This is a genomic window from Bradyrhizobium sp. (assembly GCF_016213215.1).
Taxonomy (GTDB): domain Bacteria; phylum Pseudomonadota; class Alphaproteobacteria; order Rhizobiales; family Xanthobacteraceae; genus Bradyrhizobium.
Genome location: NZ_JACRAW010000019.1, coordinates 1 through 16,359, shown reverse-complemented (window position 1 = coordinate 16,359; position 16,359 = coordinate 1). Strand labels below are relative to the sequence as shown.

Annotated in this window: 16 protein-coding genes and 1 pseudogene; 8 read left to right on the top strand and 9 right to left on the bottom strand. The window is 63.8% G+C overall.

Features of this window, described 5'->3' with window-relative positions; genetic code table 11:
• Positions 1-93: 93 nt before the first annotated feature.
• From HY852_RS04480 to cobS, 4 genes and pseudogenes are all read right to left on the bottom strand, one after another.
• On the bottom strand, positions 94-1,164 hold the full coding sequence (locus tag HY852_RS04480; protein WP_291602946.1) for an esterase-like activity of phytase family protein: 1,071 nt from the start codon (positions 1,162-1,164) through the stop codon (positions 94-96).
• Positions 1,161-3,056 (bottom strand): annotated as a pseudogene (gene cobT / locus HY852_RS04475) (cobaltochelatase subunit CobT). Before cobT ends, HY852_RS04480 begins: the two are co-directional and overlap by 4 nt.
• On the bottom strand, positions 3,053-3,463 hold the full coding sequence (locus tag HY852_RS04470) for a GNAT family N-acetyltransferase (RefSeq protein ID WP_291602945.1): 411 nt from the start codon (positions 3,461-3,463) through the stop codon (positions 3,053-3,055). Before HY852_RS04470 ends, cobT begins: the two are co-directional and overlap by 4 nt.
• Positions 3,464-3,466: 3 nt before the next feature.
• Complete coding sequence (gene cobS, locus HY852_RS04465; RefSeq protein ID WP_291602944.1) at positions 3,467-4,465, bottom strand: cobaltochelatase subunit CobS; 999 nt, start codon at positions 4,463-4,465, stop codon at positions 3,467-3,469.
• A 286-nt stretch (positions 4,466-4,751) separates the two neighbouring features.
• Between cobS and HY852_RS04460 the strand changes: the two genes are divergently transcribed.
• The 3 genes from HY852_RS04460 (at position 4,752) to HY852_RS04450 (ending at position 6,094) form a co-directional block, all read left to right on the top strand.
• Positions 4,752-5,417: a DedA family protein gene (locus tag HY852_RS04460; protein WP_291602943.1), complete on the top strand. Its 666-nt coding sequence runs from the start codon at positions 4,752-4,754 to the stop codon at positions 5,415-5,417.
• Positions 5,418-5,503: 86 nt separating this feature from the next.
• Entirely contained in the window at positions 5,504-5,758 is a 255-nt protein-coding gene (locus tag HY852_RS04455; protein WP_291602942.1) for a hypothetical protein, read from the top strand.
• Positions 5,759-5,812: 54 nt separating this feature from the next.
• Complete coding sequence (locus HY852_RS04450) at positions 5,813-6,094, top strand: hypothetical protein (protein ID WP_291602941.1); 282 nt, start codon at positions 5,813-5,815, stop codon at positions 6,092-6,094.
• Positions 6,095-6,379: 285 nt separating this feature from the next.
• Here HY852_RS04450 and HY852_RS04445 read toward each other — a convergent pair whose 3' ends face one another.
• On the bottom strand, positions 6,380-7,006 hold the full coding sequence (locus HY852_RS04445; protein ID WP_291602940.1) for a DnaJ domain-containing protein: 627 nt from the start codon (positions 7,004-7,006) through the stop codon (positions 6,380-6,382).
• A gap of 104 nt (positions 7,007-7,110) precedes the next feature.
• Between HY852_RS04445 and HY852_RS04440 the strand changes: the two genes are divergently transcribed.
• Positions 7,111-7,380, top strand: a complete 270-nt coding sequence (locus HY852_RS04440; RefSeq protein WP_291602939.1) for a BolA family transcriptional regulator — start codon at positions 7,111-7,113, stop codon at positions 7,378-7,380.
• 167 nt (positions 7,381-7,547) lie between these two features.
• Here the strand turns inward: HY852_RS04440 and HY852_RS04435 are convergent, their stop codons facing one another.
• The 3 genes from HY852_RS04435 to HY852_RS04425 all read right to left on the bottom strand — a co-directional run bounded on the left by HY852_RS04435 (position 7,548) and on the right by HY852_RS04425 (position 10,731).
• A complete protein-coding gene (locus tag HY852_RS04435) occupies positions 7,548-8,900 on the bottom strand; it encodes a hemolysin family protein (RefSeq protein WP_291602938.1) in 1,353 nt (450 codons plus the stop codon).
• Between the two features lie 62 nt (positions 8,901-8,962).
• A complete protein-coding gene (aroB, locus tag HY852_RS04430) occupies positions 8,963-10,105 on the bottom strand; it encodes a 3-dehydroquinate synthase (RefSeq protein ID WP_291602936.1) in 1,143 nt (380 codons plus the stop codon).
• Positions 10,102-10,731, bottom strand: a complete 630-nt coding sequence (locus HY852_RS04425) for a shikimate kinase (protein WP_291602935.1) — start codon at positions 10,729-10,731, stop codon at positions 10,102-10,104. Before HY852_RS04425 ends, aroB begins: the two co-directional genes overlap by 4 nt.
• A gap of 143 nt (positions 10,732-10,874) precedes the next feature.
• On the opposite strand from HY852_RS04425, the gene HY852_RS04420 reads away from it, so the two are divergent.
• The 4 genes from HY852_RS04420 (at position 10,875) to HY852_RS04405 (ending at position 14,938) form a co-directional block, all read left to right on the top strand.
• Entirely contained in the window at positions 10,875-11,021 is a 147-nt protein-coding gene (locus HY852_RS04420) for a histidine kinase (protein ID WP_291602934.1), read from the top strand.
• 16 nt (positions 11,022-11,037) lie between these two features.
• On the top strand, positions 11,038-11,994 hold the full coding sequence (xerD, locus tag HY852_RS04415) for a site-specific tyrosine recombinase XerD (RefSeq protein WP_291602933.1): 957 nt from the start codon (positions 11,038-11,040) through the stop codon (positions 11,992-11,994).
• Between the two features lie 187 nt (positions 11,995-12,181).
• Complete coding sequence (locus tag HY852_RS04410; RefSeq protein ID WP_291602997.1) at positions 12,182-13,144, top strand: acetyl-CoA carboxylase carboxyltransferase subunit alpha; 963 nt, start codon at positions 12,182-12,184, stop codon at positions 13,142-13,144.
• A 297-nt stretch (positions 13,145-13,441) separates the two neighbouring features.
• Positions 13,442-14,938 (top strand): murein L,D-transpeptidase family protein, encoded by a 1,497-nt coding sequence (locus HY852_RS04405; protein ID WP_291602932.1) that lies wholly within the window; start codon positions 13,442-13,444, stop codon positions 14,936-14,938.
• 159 nt (positions 14,939-15,097) lie between these two features.
• On the opposite strand, the gene HY852_RS04400 is transcribed toward HY852_RS04405, so the two are convergent.
• The coding region (locus tag HY852_RS04400) for an SEC-C metal-binding domain-containing protein (RefSeq protein WP_291602931.1) at positions 15,098-16,359 on the bottom strand (1,262 nt) is incomplete at its 5' end.

Here is a 16,359-nt window from a genome sequence, read left to right as displayed (position 1 = left end):
GCAATGGAAATTGCTAGCCGCCGCCTTGGCATAGCCCCGCGCCTCGCCATGCAACTCGATGGTTGTCATGGCAAAGCCCATCAAGAGGTCAAGTCAGTCCACGAGCGCGAACTGCAACAGCAGGGTCCGCTGGAGCATCGAGAAATTGTCGTCGGAAACGAGCGTCAGCACGGTCTCGCCATCCGCGCTCACATGTGCGTCGATGCCCTCCATGTTGTCGATCTCCTGGCCGAGATCGGCATGGAAGATTGCTGGCCCGTCGACGATCGCGCCGGGCGCGACCGATTTGAGCGGCAGCGAGCGAATGCGGATGGCGACGCCGCCGAGCCAGGAAAACTTCCGCTCCAGGATCAACAGCTCGCCGGAGGGCAGGAGCACGGCGTCGGCGACATCGAAATTCTCGCTGCGGCGAATAGCGAACTGGCCCGCTCGCGGCCCGCCGATCAAAAAGGCGATCAGGTTGCCGTCGCGGTCGAGCCCGCGCTCGGAGAATGCGATCAGCGTGCCGGCGAGCGACAAACCTTTCGGCACGACGACGAGCCCTTCCAGCCCCTTGTTGTTGGGAAGGCGCCTGGCGGCCGACGGCAATGTCATCAGCTCGCCGCGCGCCCGGGTAAAGCCTTTGGCGAAATCGAAGCGCAGGAGCTGGTTGACGCGCTCGAGCCCGACATAGACGAAGGAGCCGTCGAGCGCGATGGATTCGGAATCGTACCAGCCGCGCGCGGTGATCGGCCGGCCGTCGGGACCGAGAATGGGCGAAGCCTCGACGTCGTCGAGCCCGACCATCTCACGGCCGCGATAGACGATGCGCCCGGTGAACCAGCCGCCCTTGTCGGAAATGGCGATGAAGCGCTCGCCGTTCTTGTCCAGCCTCATCCCCGACAGGCCGCCGAACCCCCGATACGAGGAAGTCAGCACAAGCCCGCTTCTGTACTCGAGTGCCCCAAAGCGCACATGCGAGCGATCGCGCGGATCGAATGACGGGATCGGGCGCGCATTGACATCGATCGAGACCGGTGCGGTGACGGAATGCTCGTCTTCCGCGGGAAGCTTCGGCGGCGGCTGGGTCGCGAGCTGGGCATGAGCGACACGCGTCAGCGCGGCCGCGGAGAGGCCCGCCGCCGCGCAGGCAAGGAAGCGGCGTCGGGAATGAGGCTGGTTCACGAATGCAGTTTGCGGGGCGGCCGGCTCACCGCGGGCGCGCCGCTGGTCTCGCTGAAAAGTTCGGCGAGCTTTTCGGTGATTGCGCCGCCGAGTTCCTCGGCGTCGACGATGGTCACCGCTCGGCGATAATAGCGCGTCACGTCGTGACCGATCCCGATCGCGATGAGCTCCACCGGCGAGCGGGTTTCGATCTCCTCAATGACGAAGCGCAGGTGCCGCTCCAGATAGTTGCCGGCATTGACCGAGAGCGTGGAGTCGTCGACCGGCGCGCCGTCGGAGATCATCATCAGGATCTTGCGCTGCTCGGCGCGGGCCAGAAGGCGCTTGTGCGCCCAGTCCAGCGCCTCGCCGTCGATGTTTTCCTTGAGCAGGCCTTCGCGCATCATCAGGCCGAGATTCTTGCGCGCACGCCGCCACGGCGCGTCCGCCGCCTTGTAGATGATGTGCCGCAGGTCGTTGAGCCGTCCCGGATTGGCCGGCTTGCCGGCAGCGAGCCAGGCTTCGCGCGACTGGCCGCCCTTCCAGGCGCGGGTGGTGAAGCCGAGGATCTCCACCTTGACGCCGCAACGCTCGAGCGTCCGCGCCAGGATATCGGCGCAGGTCGCCGCCACGGTGATCGGACGTCCGCGCATCGAACCGGAATTGTCGAGCAGCAGCGTAACTACGGTATCGCGGAAAGTCGCTTCCTTCTCCCGCATGAAGGACAGCGGGTGATAGGGATCGACCACCACGCGCGACAGCCGCGCCGGGTCGAGAATGCCTTCCTCGAGGTCGAACTCCCAGGCACGGTTCTGCTGCGCCATGAGCCGGCGCTGCAGGCGGTTGGCGAGCCGCGCGACGATGCCCTGCAGGTGCGCAAGCTGCTTGTCGAGATAGGCGCGCAACCGTTCCAGCTCGTCGTGATCGCACAGATCCTCGGCCGCGATGACCTCGTCGAAGCGCGGCGCAAAGGCGTGATATTCCGGCCCGCGCGGTTCGTTGGCGCCGCGGCTGTTCGGCCTGGTCGCTTCGCCCGGCGTCTCGTCGTCGCCGAGCTCGCCGTCGTCGAAGGTGTCGCTGGTGGAGGCCTGCGCGCTTTCCATAGCGCTCTCGCTCATCTCCTCCGTCGTCGCCTGCGCCTGGTCGGCGGACATCTCCTGCGCGGCGTCGCTGTCGGGCGAGCCTTCGGCGCCCGACTGGTCGTTATCGCCGTCGCGGTTGTCGTCCTGGTTTTAGTCCTCATCCGCCTCGGCGTTGCGCTCATCGCCGAGATCGAGTGCCGACAGCAAGTCGTGCACGGCATCGCCGAACCGGGTCTGATCCTCGACGAGCCGATCGAGCCGGTCGAGGCGCGTGCCGATCTTGCCTTCCAGGATGGGGCGCCAGAGATCGACCATCTTCTTGGCGGCGGCCGGCGGCGCAAGCCCGGTCAGGCGCTCGCGCACCAGCATGGCGAGCGCGTCCCCGAGCGGGGCATCGGCCCGGTCGGTGATCTCGTCGAACTTGCCGCGATGGAAATGATCATCGAGCATCGCGGCGAGGTTCTTGGCGACGCCGGACATGCGGCGCGCCCCGATCGCCTCGACGCGGGCCTGCTCCACCGCCTCGAACACGCTGCGCGCCTGCGGATTTCCCGGCATCAGCTTGCGATGAACCTTGGGATCGTGACAGGCGAGCTTGAGCGCGATCGAATCGGAATGGCCGCGCACGATCGCCGCATCGCGCTTGCTCATCTTGCGGGCCGGCTCCGGCAGGCGCGCCTTGCCTGGCGCAAGACCGGGGCGCTCGGCGGCGAACGAAACTTCCAGCTCCGGAGCCCTTGCGATCGCACGCAGGCAGCCGGTCACCGCGCGCTTGAACGGCTCGGTCGGCGCTTCCTTGGTCCCGCGAAACTTGGAATTGGATATGCTCATAGCGACTTCGCAAACCAATGGCGGGTCACGCCGCCGGGATAGCCCTCAATCGAACCGAACTCTGTATACCCGCAGGCGCGATAGAAGCCCGGAGCCTGGAAACTCATCGTGTCCACATAGGAGCGCGTGGCACCAAACCGTCTTGCTTCGTCCTCAATCGTCCCGATCAGCTTTGTTCCATAGTTCTTGCCGCGAAGTTTCTGGTCGATCCAGAAGAACTGGATGAACAGTACCGTGGCCCAGACCTCCCCGACAATCCCGCCTGCGATTCGGCCGCGCTCTCGCAGTGAAACAGCGAGGCGCTTGTACTTCTGCTTCCCCATCCGCTCGGTATTGTAAGCGATAAGTCCGTCGAGCACCGCCTTCCTGGTCTTCCCGATGCTGCGCTCGACGGTGATGGAGGTCATGGGTCAGCTGAGCGCTACGTTAATGGCCGATTCGGGCAATTCCGCATTGAAGCAGCGCTGATAGAACTCGGCGACAAGTGGCCGCTCCAGCTCGTCGCACTTGTTGAGGAACGTAACGCGGAAGGCAAAGCCGATGTCGCCGAAGATCTCGGAATTTTCCGCCCAGGTGATGACCGTGCGCGGGCTCATCACCGTGGACAGGTCGCCATTGGCAAACGCGTTGCGGGTGAGATCGGCGAGACGCACCATCTTGTTGACGATGTCGCGCCCCTCTGTCGTGCGATAGTGGCGCGCCTTCGCCAGCACGATCTCCACCTCCTCGTCGTGGCTGAGGTAGTTCAGCGTGGTGACGATCGACCAGCGGTCCATCTGGCCCTGGTTGATCTGCTGGGTGCCGTGATAGAGACCCGACGTGTCGCCGAGACCGATCGTGTTGGCAGTCGCAAACAGGCGGAACGCCGGGTGCGGCTTGATCACCTTGTTCTGGTCGAGCAGCGTCAGGCGGCCGGAGACTTCCAGCACGCGCTGGATCACGAACATCACGTCGGGACGGCCGGCGTCGTATTCGTCGAACACCAGCGCAACGTTGTGCTGCAGTGCCCAGGGCAGGATGCCGTCGCGGAATTCGGTGACCTGCTTGCCATCCTTCACGACGATGGCGTCCTTGCCAACCAGATCGATGCGGCTGATGTGGCTGTCGAGGTTGACGCGGACGCAGGGCCAGTTGAGGCGGGCGGCGACTTGCTCGATGTGAGTCGATTTTCCGGTGCCGTGATAGCCCGTGACCATGACGCGGCGGTTTTTGGCAAAGCCGGCCAGGATCGCGAGCGTGGTGGCGCGATCGAATCGGTAGTCGGAGTCGACCTCCGGCACGTGCGGATCAACTTCCGAATAGGCAGGCACCTCGAGATCGGTGTCGATCCCGAACACTTGCCGGACAGACACCTTCATGTCGGGCAAGCCGGCGACTTCCTCAATTTTGGGCATTGCGGCGGTCGTCATCAATCCTCCGAGGTTCGGGGGCGTCCCGAGACCGGTTTTGGCACTTTGGCTGCGGCTGGGTGCTGTAAGGAACCTATCAGAGACGAACGGTTGGCAGAAGCCCGCGGCCCAATCAAAGTTCCGTTGTCTTGTCATCTAGATAGGCAAGGAACGACATTTTTGAAAGGCTGCCCTGCAAATGGCGCCGAAATTTACCAGCGGGTCAAGATAGGCTGCCGGAGCGGTATCTTCGACCCCTGTCCTGCTATGCTTGGGTCAGCTCCGGCCAAGCCAGTTCAGGGATTCCGTGACCTCCTTCCTCGACCCGCTGATCAATTTCGTCGCGGCACACGCGTGGCTCGGCTATCTCGTGCTCTTCCTCGCGGCGCTGCTGGAGGCCGTACCGGTGGTCGGGTCGGTCGTCCCGGGTTCGACCATCATCCTGGCGCTGAGCGCGCTCGTCCCGGGCGGTGAACTGGCGCTGCAGGGAGTGCTTTTGGCAGCAATCGCTGGGGCGGTACTCGGGGACGGCTCGGCTTTTTGGGCCGGCCACCGCAGCCAACAGCAGATCCTGAACAGCTGGCCGCTGACCACCTACCCCCGCATGCTCGCGGAGAGCGCAGCGTTTTTCCGTCGCTGGGGAATTTGGGCGGTGTTTTTCGCGCGCTTTGTACCGCCGATCCGCGCCTTCGTGCCGATGACCGCCGGCGCGCTGGGGATGCCGCCCTCGCGCTTCTACGCCGTGAACATTCCGGCGATCGTACTGTGGGCGTTGGCCCATGTGCTGCCGGGGGTCGCAGCGGTCTCCGCCCTCCATGCCTATGCCGGCCTGCCGCATGATCAGCATGTCGGCAAGCACCTCTGGATTTTTGCCGTGCTCGGAGGCGCGCTGACCTTCGGAGTTGCGATATGGATCATTCGTCGCCGCCATGGCAAAGAGGTTGTAAGCCCGCGCACCAGCGAGACGCAGTAGCCGTCACAAGCCGTTGGTCACCCGGCCGCGCCCGGGCGCACCGCGCTGTCGCTCGATTCCCACGTCCCCTTCACTCAGAGGAAGCCATGAGTACCTTCTCATTTAACCCGCGATGGAAGGAAGAGCTTGTGTGCTCTGGTGGCGGCGGCAGATTCATTATCGAATTCTACATGGGGAAGCCGTCCGCATGCCTGCCTTCAGAGCAAGCCTGGCACAACAAGGCGCCCGAATGGGCACGAGATTTGTGGCCTGTCCTTAGAGACGAACTTGAGGCATGGTGCGTCGAGAACAAGGCGGGATTTGCCATCGATGAACGCGCACTTGTTTTCTTTGACCCGTGAATTCGAACTGAAAGCTTCGCTCTCCACATGAGACAGGTTTAAAGAGAAAGCGTAATGTATTTCTGGATTCCCTGGGGCGTCGATCTCATCGTCGCGCTTTTGCTACTTGTATTTCTTGTCATCGGGTTATCGGATGGCTCCGTTTCTTCGGACAATTCCGGTCTCTGGCTCCTGATGTTTCTTGTTGTCGCTGGCGTGCTGGGGGGGAGTTTCGCGTTGCGGGCCGGAGCCCACGAAACCCTGGCAACCATTCTTGCAGCGATGTTGGCTCTTCCAAGCATTTTGGTTGGATTGGGCTTTCTCGCAATGGCTGTCCTTCCGGGCCGGTGGAACTAGCCAGGGCACAAGCCTGTTGCTGTCGTGAAAATTTCCAAGCGTAGCCGCTGTTCGGGCTGACTTCGCTCCAGCCGACGAGCGCGTTTTTGACGCCGACGCCGCCGTGCCGCGGGCCTTTCAGAGTAGAAAATCCGGGGAAGCCTGGTGGAGATTCAAAGCCGGTCGAGCAGTAACGCACCGGCGGCTGATCAGGCCGAGTCTTCCTATGTCGGGCCAAGGCCCGGCGTCGCCTGATCCGCGAGGAATGCGCAAGCCTTTGTCCCGGTATTGCCGGGACAAGCGGGCTCAGCCCGCCCGCACCACGGTCTTCAGATAATTGTACGCTTTGATGATCTCGATCAGGCGGTCTTCGGTCGAGCGGTCTCCGCCATTGGCGTCGGGATGGTGCTGCTTGACCAGGGCCTTGTACTTGATCTTGACCTGTTCCAGCGTGGCGTCGGGGCCCAGCCCCATCACCTGCAGCGCCTTGCGCTCGGCGTTCATCACCTTGCGCGTCTCGGGCTTGGGTTGGGCCTCGGGACCCTGGCGCCAGCGCGCGCGGCCGTTGATCTCGCTGAACATGCTGAACGGATCGAAGGCGCCGTCGATATCGGCCCCCGCGCCCTTGGAACCGACATTGGCGCCCATCTTCCAGGTCGGACGATGGCCGGTCAGCGCATCCTTCTGATAGCGCGCGACCGCTTCCGGATTCATGCCCGAGAAGTAATTGTACGCCTGGTTGTATTCACGCACGTGATCCAGGCAGAAATGCCAGTACTCCCGCGTGCGCCCCTTGGGAGCACGGTGAGCGCCCTTGTTCTTGCAATCGGGCCATTCGCAATTGACGGCGGTCTCGCGCACCCGCGCGTCCTGCTTCGCCTTGGTCGGCTTGATGCGGATGGAGTCGAAGAACTTGGATGAATCGTTCGGCATGACTGACTTTGACTACGCAATGCGAAAAGCTTCAAGTCTTGACATTGCGAATAGCGCGGCTCCCGGCATTGACGAAAGGCGATTGGCGTCGTTAATGGCCGCACATGGCCACCACCGACGTTATCACGAACAGGTTGCGCGAAGCTTTCACCCCTGAAAGCCTAGAGGTGATCGATGAATCACATTTGCATGAAGGTCACGCCGGCCATCGCCCGGGCGGCGGGACGCATTTCCGAGTTTATATCGTATCGCCCGCCTTCAAAGGGAAGAGCCGAGTCGAGCGCCACCGCATGATTAATGGGGCGCTGGCGGGGGAACTCTCCGGCTCGGTACATGCACTGGCGATCCATGCCAAGGCGCCGGGGGAAGGCTAGGAAAGTTCTAAGAACTTGCGCCGGATCACTGGTCTGACCCTTCTCCGGCGGAGCGCATGGTGCGCGTCTCGAAGAATGAAGGCCGCTCCTGGTTCTACTGGCGATGCGAAGCAACGTCCGGAGACGGCGCTTACGCGCCTCCTCAGCGTGGGGGTTGAGCATGAGGCTCAGAACGCAGTTCCAGCCCTTTTCGGCTTGGCGTCCTCGATGTCGGCATCGCGGGCCACGGGCGAGATGCGCAACGCCGTGATGCGGTTGCGCTCGCGGCGGAGCACGCGGAAGCGGAAGCCATGGAAGGTGAAGCTCTGACCTCGTTCGGGGATGGAGCGCGCCTCGTGAATGACCAGGCCCGCCACCGTAGTCGCCTCCTCGTCGGGCAGATGCCAGTCCAAGGCGCGGTTCAGATCGCGGATCGGCACCGAGCCATCGACCACGACCGAGCCGTCGGGCTGGGTGCGGACGCCGGCCACCACGATGTCATGCTCGTCGGCGATATCGCCGACGATCTCCTCCAGGATGTCCTCCAGCGTCACCATGCCTTCGACTTCACCGTACTCGTCCACGACGAGCGCAAAGTGGGTCTTGCGGCGGCGAAACGCCTTGAGCTGTTCTGACAACGGCCGCATCTCCGGCACGAACCATGGCGGCAGCGCGATGGTCGAGACGTCGATCTTCGACGCGTCGCCCTCGTTGGCACGAAGCGCGCGCAAGAGGTCCTTGGCGTGCAGCACGCCGATGATGTTTTCCGGCTTTTCGCGCCACAATGGAATCCGGGTGTATTCGGTGGCCAACACCTCCCGCACCAGTTCCTCGGGCGGCAGGTCGGCATTGATCATCACCATCGCGGTGCGGTGGACCATGACGTCGGACACGGCCAAGTCACCAAAGCGAAAGACATTATGGATGTATTCGGCCTCACCGCTTTCGATTTTGCCGTGAACGGCCGATTCCTCCACGAGCCCTTCGATTTCGATGTCGGTAAGGATTTCATGCTGCGAGGATTCTTGTACGCCGACCAGTCGCAAAATCGCGCGCGACGCGCTGTTGAGCAACCAGTTGAGCGGGTAGAGTACCAGGTAAGACACCTGAAGCGGATACGCGATCCATTGCGAGACCGGCACCGGCTCTCTGATCGCGAGCGTCTTCGGCACCTGCTCGCCGATGACGATGTGCAGCGAGGAGAACACCAGGAAACCGGCGAGGAAGGACGTGAAGTGCAACGCGGGCTCCGACAACCCGAGCGGTTCGAGAACCGGACCGAGCAACGCCGAAGCTGTCGGTTCGCCGACCCAGCCGAGGCCGAGCGATGCCATGGTTATGCCGAGCTGGCAACACGCGAGATAAGCTTCAATATTGCTCATCATCTCTTGCAGCAAACGCGCGCCGAAACGCTTCTGCTCGACCATGGCCTTGACGCGAAACCCGCGGCTCTTCACCAAGGCGAACTCGGCCGCCACGTAGAACGCGTTGGCGGCGAGCAGAAGAATAGCCAGTGACAGATTGACAGCGATCGAATTCATGTCCGCCTCGCGACTGCTCTGGGCGACGCTTTCCCTGAGATGCTGCCCTCACGACGTCGCTGTCATTGCGCCAACTTCTGTTGAAGGAAGGCGCGGATGCTCGCAGGATCGACGTCTTCCACGATCGTGGCCTGGCCGATCCCACGAAGCAAAATGAGGTTGAGCTTGCCGCGCTTGACCTTCTTGTCCTGCGCCATCAGCGCCATCAGCGCGTCGGCATCGGCAAGACCTTCCTGCGCAAATCCCGCGATATCCTGCAGATGGGTCGGCAGGCCAACCTCGGCAAGGTGGCGCTTGATCCGCGCCGCATCCGCATCCGCGATCATGCCGAGCTCGGCGGAGAACTCCGCCGCCAGCACCATGCCGATCGCAACGCCTTCGCCATGGAACAGGCGGTCGGAAAAGCCGGTCGCCGCTTCCAGCGCATGGCCGAAAGTGTGACCGAGATTGAGGAGGGCGCGCTCGCCCGTCTCGCGCTCGTCACGCGACACGATCGCGGCCTTGGCACGGCAGGAGGTCGCGATGGCATGCTCGCGCGCGGCCCCACCCGCGAAGACCTCGCCGTGATTCTTCTCGAGCCATGAGAAAAACGATTTGTCGCCGAGCACGCCATATTTGGCGACTTCGGCATAGCCGGCGCGGAAGTGGCGGGGCGACAGCGTGTCGAGGACCGCGGTGTCGGCGATGACCAGCACCGGCTGGTGGAAAGCCCCCAGCAGATTCTTGCCCTGCGGCGAGTTGATACCGGTCTTGCCGCCGACCGATGAATCGACCAGCGCGAGCAGCGAAGTCGGCACCTGCACGAAATCGACGCCGCGACGCAGGATCGCCGCGGCGAAGCCGGCAAGGTCGCCGACGACGCCCCCGCCGAGCGCGACCACGAGATCGTTGCGCTCGATTTTCGCGGCGATCAGCGCCTCGCTGACCTGCTCCAGGCCCGCATAGGTTTTCGAGATCTCGCCTTCCTCGACGATGATGCGCGAGGAAGCGATGCCGGCGGCGGCGAGCGAGGCTTCGGCCTTCTCCAGCCAGTACTTTGCGACGTTGCGGTCGGTGACGATCGCGGTGCGTGCGCCCGGACGCAACTCGGCGATCCGCTCGCCGAGCGACCGCAATACGTCACGACCGATGACGATCTCGTAGGCGCGATCGCCGAGCGAGACGGCGACGATCGCCGGTTCGGCATGTCTGGAGGGCACGGTCATCGTGAAGCACTCACCACGTCGGATTGCTCTTGCGCGGCACCGGTGCCGCAGAGATGGCTGCGCAGCGCCTCGATGCATTCCTCGACGATCTTGTCATGCGGCACATCGCGCGAGGAAATGGTCAGATCGGCGTTCTGGTAGACCGGCTCGCGCTCGCTCAGGAGCCGCGCGACGGTTCCTTCGGGATCGGCGGTCTGCAATAGCGGGCGGTCGGACCGTCGGCGCACGCGGCGCATGATGACCTCAGCATCCGCCCTGAGCCAGATCGAGACCGCCTTGGCCTTGATGCGCTGGCGGGTCTCCTCGCGCATGAAGGAGCCGCCGCCGGTGGCGAGCACGGCAGGGCCCCCTTCCAGCAGGCGGGCGATCACCCGAGCCTCGCCGTCGCGGAAATGTGGCTCGCCATGAAGCTCGAAGATCTCCGGTATCTTCATGCCGGCCGCCGCTTCGATCTCGGTGTCGGCGTCGACAAAGGGCAGATGCAGACGCGCGGCCAGCCGGCGACCGATCGTGGACTTTCCGGCGCCCATCATGCCCACAAGCACGATCGAGCGCGCACCCAGGGCCGCCGCGATGTCGGCTTCGGGGGGAGCACTGGCAGGCGCCTGTGGGGCGGTCTCGGACATTCTCTCCGCTCTTTGGCCGCAGAATGCGGCGTTCCGTGCCACCTATACTACCCCCGCCGATCAGCTCGCCAGAGACTCTTGCCACGAAAGGGCGAACATGTTGGATGATTTGATTGGTTAATTCGTCGCCTGAGACTTAGAACATGCCCAGTCTGTTCCGCTTCCTGACGGTCGTCGCCGTGATCGCCGGGGTAGCCTATGGCGCAATCTTCGCACTGGCGAACTTCGTCAATCCGAAGCCACGTGAAATGACGGTGACCATCCCCCCAGACAAGTTTCTCAAGAGATAGGCACTAGCCTTCCGGCATGCGGTCAAAGACCTCAGATGCGAAGCTGACCAACCTGTTCCTCGACATGCTCGCGGCGGAACAAGGGGCAGGCAGCAATACGCTGGATGCATACCGGCGCGACCTCACCGATTTCTCCGAATTTCTCGGCAAGAGGGGCAGCGGCTTTGCCAGGGCCGCGACGCAGGACCTGCGGGATTATCTTGCCGATCTCGATACACGCGGCTTCAAATCCTCCAGCGTCGCGCGGCGCCTGTCGGCCATCCGGCATTTGTTCCGCTTCGCGCTGAACGAACGGATCCGCAGCGACGATCCGGCTGCGATCCTGTCAGGGCCGAAGCGCGGGCGGGCGCTGCCGAAGGTGCTGTCGATCGCCGATGTCGACCGCATGCTCAGCCGCGCGAAGGAACTGACGCAGGCACAGGAGGCCTCGCCGTCGCAGCGGCTGCGGGCGTTGCGGCTCTATTGTCTTCTGGAAGTGCTGTACGCCACCGGCTTGCGCGTCTCCGAACTGGTGTCGTTGCCGCGCTCGGCGGCACAGCGCGATGCGCGGATGATCATGGTGCGGGGCAAGGGCAACAAGGAACGGCTGGTGCCGCTGAACGAGGCTTCGCGCCAGGCGATGGCGGATTACCTCGCGGCCATGGACGCCGCGAAAGGGAACAGGAAGAACGTTACCGCGGCCTCGAAATGGCTGTTTCCGTCCTTCGGCGAAAGCGGGCACCTGACGCGGCAGCATTTCGCGCGCGACCTGAAGGAGCTGGCGGCTGCCGCGGGCCTGCCGCCGCGGCTGGTATCACCGCATGTGCTGCGACATGCCTTTGCCAGCCATCTGCTGCATAACGGCGCCGACCTGCGCATCGTGCAGACCCTGCTGGGACATACCGACATCTCGACCACCCAGATTTACACCCATGTGGTGGAAGAACGGCTGAAGAGCCTGGTCCGCGACCTCCATCCGCTGGCGGAGAAGTGACGCCGTCATCATTCCCGGAAAGCATCCGCCTTGACTTCCGTCGCTTCTCCGCAGAAAGAGCCCTCTCCTGCCCACAAGGGGCGTGCCTCCTCGCCGGATTTGCGCCAAATCATTGAAGAAGCAGAACTTCTTGCCATGATCTGAAAATCCGCTTCGCCCGAAAGCAGAGTTTCATTACAGTGAATTGATATCGGACCCCATGCGCAGCTACCTCGATTTCGAAAAGCCCGTCGCCGAGCTCGACTCCAAGCTCGATGAGCTGCGCACGCTGGCGGCCGCCGGTACCGATATCGGTGAAGAGATCTCGCGCATCGAGGTCAAGGCGGCGCAATCGCTCGCCGAGCTCTATGCCAACCTGACTCCGTGGCAGAAGACGCTGGTCGCCCGGCACCCGCAGCGGCCGCATTTTTCCGACTTCATCAGGGGCCTGATCACCGATTTCACCCCGCTCGCCGGGGACCGCAAGTTCGGCGAGGACGAGGCGCTGGTCGGCGGCTTCGGCCGCTTCCGCGGCGAGAGCGTCTGCGTGATGGGCCAGGAAAAGGGCGATTCGACCGAATCCCGCATCAAGCACAATTTCGGCATGGCGCGCCCGGAAGGCTACCGCAAGGCGGTGCGGCTAATGGAAATGGCCGAACGTTTCGGCATCCCGGTGCTGACGCTGGCGGATTCGGCCGGCGCCTATCCCGGCATCGGCGCCGAAGAGCGCGGCCAGGCCGAGGCGATCGCGCGTTCGACCGACGCCTGCCTGTCGCTGGGGGTGCCCAATGTCGCGATCATCACCGGCGAGGGCATGTCGGGCGGGGCGATCGCCATTACCACGGCGAACCGGGTCCTGATGCTCGAGCACGCGATCTACAGCGTCATCTCGCCCGAGGCCGCCTCCTCCATCCTGTGGCGCGACGGCACCAAGGCCCAGGAGGCCGCCAACAGCATGAAGATCACCGCCCAGGACATGCTGCGCTTCGGGGTGATCGATGTCATCCTGAAGGAGCCGGTCGGCGGCGCCCATCGCGACCCGGCCGCCATGATCGCGACCACCGGCGAGGCGGTCGCCCACGCGTTCAAGGAGCTGGCGGGCCTGGATGCAGATGCGATCCGCAAGCAGCGGCGCGCGAAATTCCTCGAAATCGGCCGGAAACTGAGCTGACGGGGCCCTTTCGGGGCCAGCTCACCCGTCACACCGGCCATTTTGGCCGCAGCCACCGATTTCGGCCGCAATTAGGCCCAGAGGGGGCGGTTTAATCAGTGGTTGACCATGCCCTTTGGGGGGCCGGTTCTGCAACCGTGATCCGGTTGCGGGCAAGGAACCCAAAGAGTAAGATTTTAGTCAATGGCTTCAGGGCATAACGCTGGAGTGTGATTCCGGACGAAGACGCTTTTCGGTTGGATCACGCTTGAACGAATGGGGTTGCGACAGTTGCCCGACGGGGTTTGGAGCTCTGCCTTGAATTTGAGGTCGCATGCGCGCGGGCTGCTGACTTCCGTCGTGCTGACCGGCGCCATTGTGCTGGCCGGCTGCAATACCGATGACATTTCACTCGCGACCAATGCCAAGGCCAACCAGCCCGTTCCGCCCAAGCTCATCGCCGAGATGAACGAGAAGGACATGGATCTGCAGTCGCCGATCCTGGTCCGCCTGTTCAAGCAGGAGGCCGAACTCGAGGTCTGGAAGCAGACCCGCTCCGGCCAGTTCGCGCTGCTCAAGACCTATCCGATCTGCCGCTGGTCGGGCGACCTCGGACCGAAGGTGCGCGAGGGCGACCGCCAGGCGCCGGAAGGCTTCTATTCCATCAACCCCGGGCAGATGAATCCTCAGTCGGCCTACTATCTATCCTTCAACACGGGTTATCCCAACGCTTTCGACCGTGCGCTCGGACGCACCGGCTCGCAGCTGATGGTGCACGGCGACTGCTCCTCGCGCGGCTGCTACGCCATGACCGACGAGCAGATCGCGGAGATCTATTCGCTGGGGCGCGAATCCTTCTTCGGCGGCCAGAAGGCCTTCCAGCTTCAGGCCTATCCGTTCCGGATGACGCCGCTGAACATGGCCAAGCACCGCAACAACCCGAACATGCCTTTCTGGAAGATGATCAAGGAAGGCTACGATCATTTCGAGGTGACGCGACAGGAGCCGAAGGTCGACTTCTGCGAGAAGAAGTACGTCTTCGACGCGGCCAAGCCGGCAGATGCCAGGCGTGATCCGGTGTTCGATGCTTCGGCCAAGTGCCCGGCCTACGTGATTCCCGACGACATCGCGCAGGCGCTGCGCGAGAAGCAGCAGAAGGACGAGGTGGAATACGCCAGGCTGGTCGCCAAGGGCACGCCGGTCGCGCGTCTCAATACCGGAGTCGACGGCGGCATGAACAAGGTGTTCGCCTCCAGGATTCCCAACGGCAACACCGGACTGTCGGAGGGCAGCGAGGGCATGTCGCTGCTCGCCATGTCGCGTGCGCCGGGCACGATCCCCTCTCACGTCAACCCACCGAAGATGCCGGACCTCTCGACGCCGGATCAGCCGGCGGTCGCGGCGTCGACGGCACCCCCGCCGAGCACGCGGGCTGCGGCCACGCGGGTTGCGGCAGTGAGCCAGGGCAATCAGTCCGAAAGCATCTTCAGCAGCTTCGCCCGCAAGGTCGGACTGGGCTCTGCGGATACGACCGCCACCACCTCACAGCCGGCCGCGGCAACCGCCCCGGCGAGGCCTAAGGCAGCCGATACCCAGCCGGCGCCAAGGACGGTTGTCGCCGCGCATCCGGCGGAATCGAGGCCCGCAGCCGCGAGCAGGTCGGAGACGAGGCAGGTCGCCGCGCGTCCGTCACTCAAGCCTTCGGTGACCGATAACGCCGCCGCGACCACTGACAAGAAGGAAGGGCAGCTCTCCGGCGCCGCGCCGATCGTGCCCGCGAACTCGTTCGAGAGCCGCTTCTCCGCGTTCAAGTAACCGCAGCGTCGGTCGGCTGCGCCTTACCTCACGCGCGCATCACCAATATTCCCGATAGGCGTCGCGATGTTCGTGTCCGCGTTCGCCGGGACACGTCGCGATCGACCAAGCACCAAGCCAAGAACGAGCGTCGCGATCGAAGGACGCGACGCCGCCGCCTCACGCATACTTGCCGTGGCAGTGCTTGTACTTGCGGCCCGAGCCGCAGGGGCAATCCTCGTTGCGGCCGACCTTGCCCCAGGTCGCGGGATTCCTGGGATCGCGCTCGGCGGGATTGGCGTGCGACACCAGGGAGGCGCTGGCGAACGCCATCTCGTCCTCCCCGGTGTTCGGATCGAGCTTGTGCGCCTCCATCTGCGGCAGGACGGGCCGCTGCTCTTCCGGCGGGACGATCTCGACCCGCATCAGCTGGGCCGCGACCGCCTCGCGCAGGTGCGCGCTCATCTCCTGGAAGAGGTTGAAGGCTTCCGTCTTGTATTCCTGCAGCGGATCGCGCTGGCCGTAGCCGCGCAGCCCAATCACCTGGCGCAGATGGTCGAGCATGATCAGGTGCTCGCGCCAGAGATGATCCAGCGTCTGCAAAAGGATCGTCTTCTCGACGTAGCGCATGACCTCGGGGCCCCATTGCGCGACCTTGGCCGCCATGTGCTCGTCGGCGCGCGTTTCGATGCGCGTCAGCAGTTCTTCCTCGGCGATGCCCTCTTCCTTGGCCCATTCATCGACCGGCAGCTCGAGGTCGAGCACCCGCTTCAGTTCCTCCTTGAGGCCTGTGACGTCCCACTGCTCGGCATAGGCGTGCTCGGGCACGTGCTTGGCGACGAGGTCCTCGATGAAGGCGTGGCGCATGTCGGCCACGGTCTCGGCGACGCTTTCGTCCTTCATGAGGTCGACGCGCTGGTCGAAGATGACCTTGCGCTGGTCGTTCTGGACGTTGTCGAATTTCAGCAGGTTCTTGCGGATGTCGAAGTTGCGCGCCTCGACCTTCTGCTGCGCCTTTTCCAGCGCCTTGTTGATCCAGGGATGGATGATGGCTTCGCCCTCCTTGAGGCCGAGCCGCGTCAGCATGGAATCGAGGCGATCGGAACCGAAGATCCGCATCAGGTCGTCTTCCAGCGACAGGAAGAACTTGGAACGGCCGGGATCGCCCTGACGGCCGGAGCGGCCGCGCAGCTGGTTGTCGATGCGGCGGGATTCATGCCGCTCGGAGCCGATGATATAGAGGCCGCCGGGCTTCTTGATCGTCTTGGCCGGCTTGCTGCCCTTGGCCGGCTCGATCTCGACGCTCTCCTCGGCGTTCAGCACGAGATCGCGGAAACGCTCGACGTCGGCCGTGATCTGTTCGATCCTCGCCGCCTTCTCGGCCTCGTCGGTGATGTTGGCGGTCTCCTGCTTGATCCGCATGTCGAGCGAGCCGCCGAGCT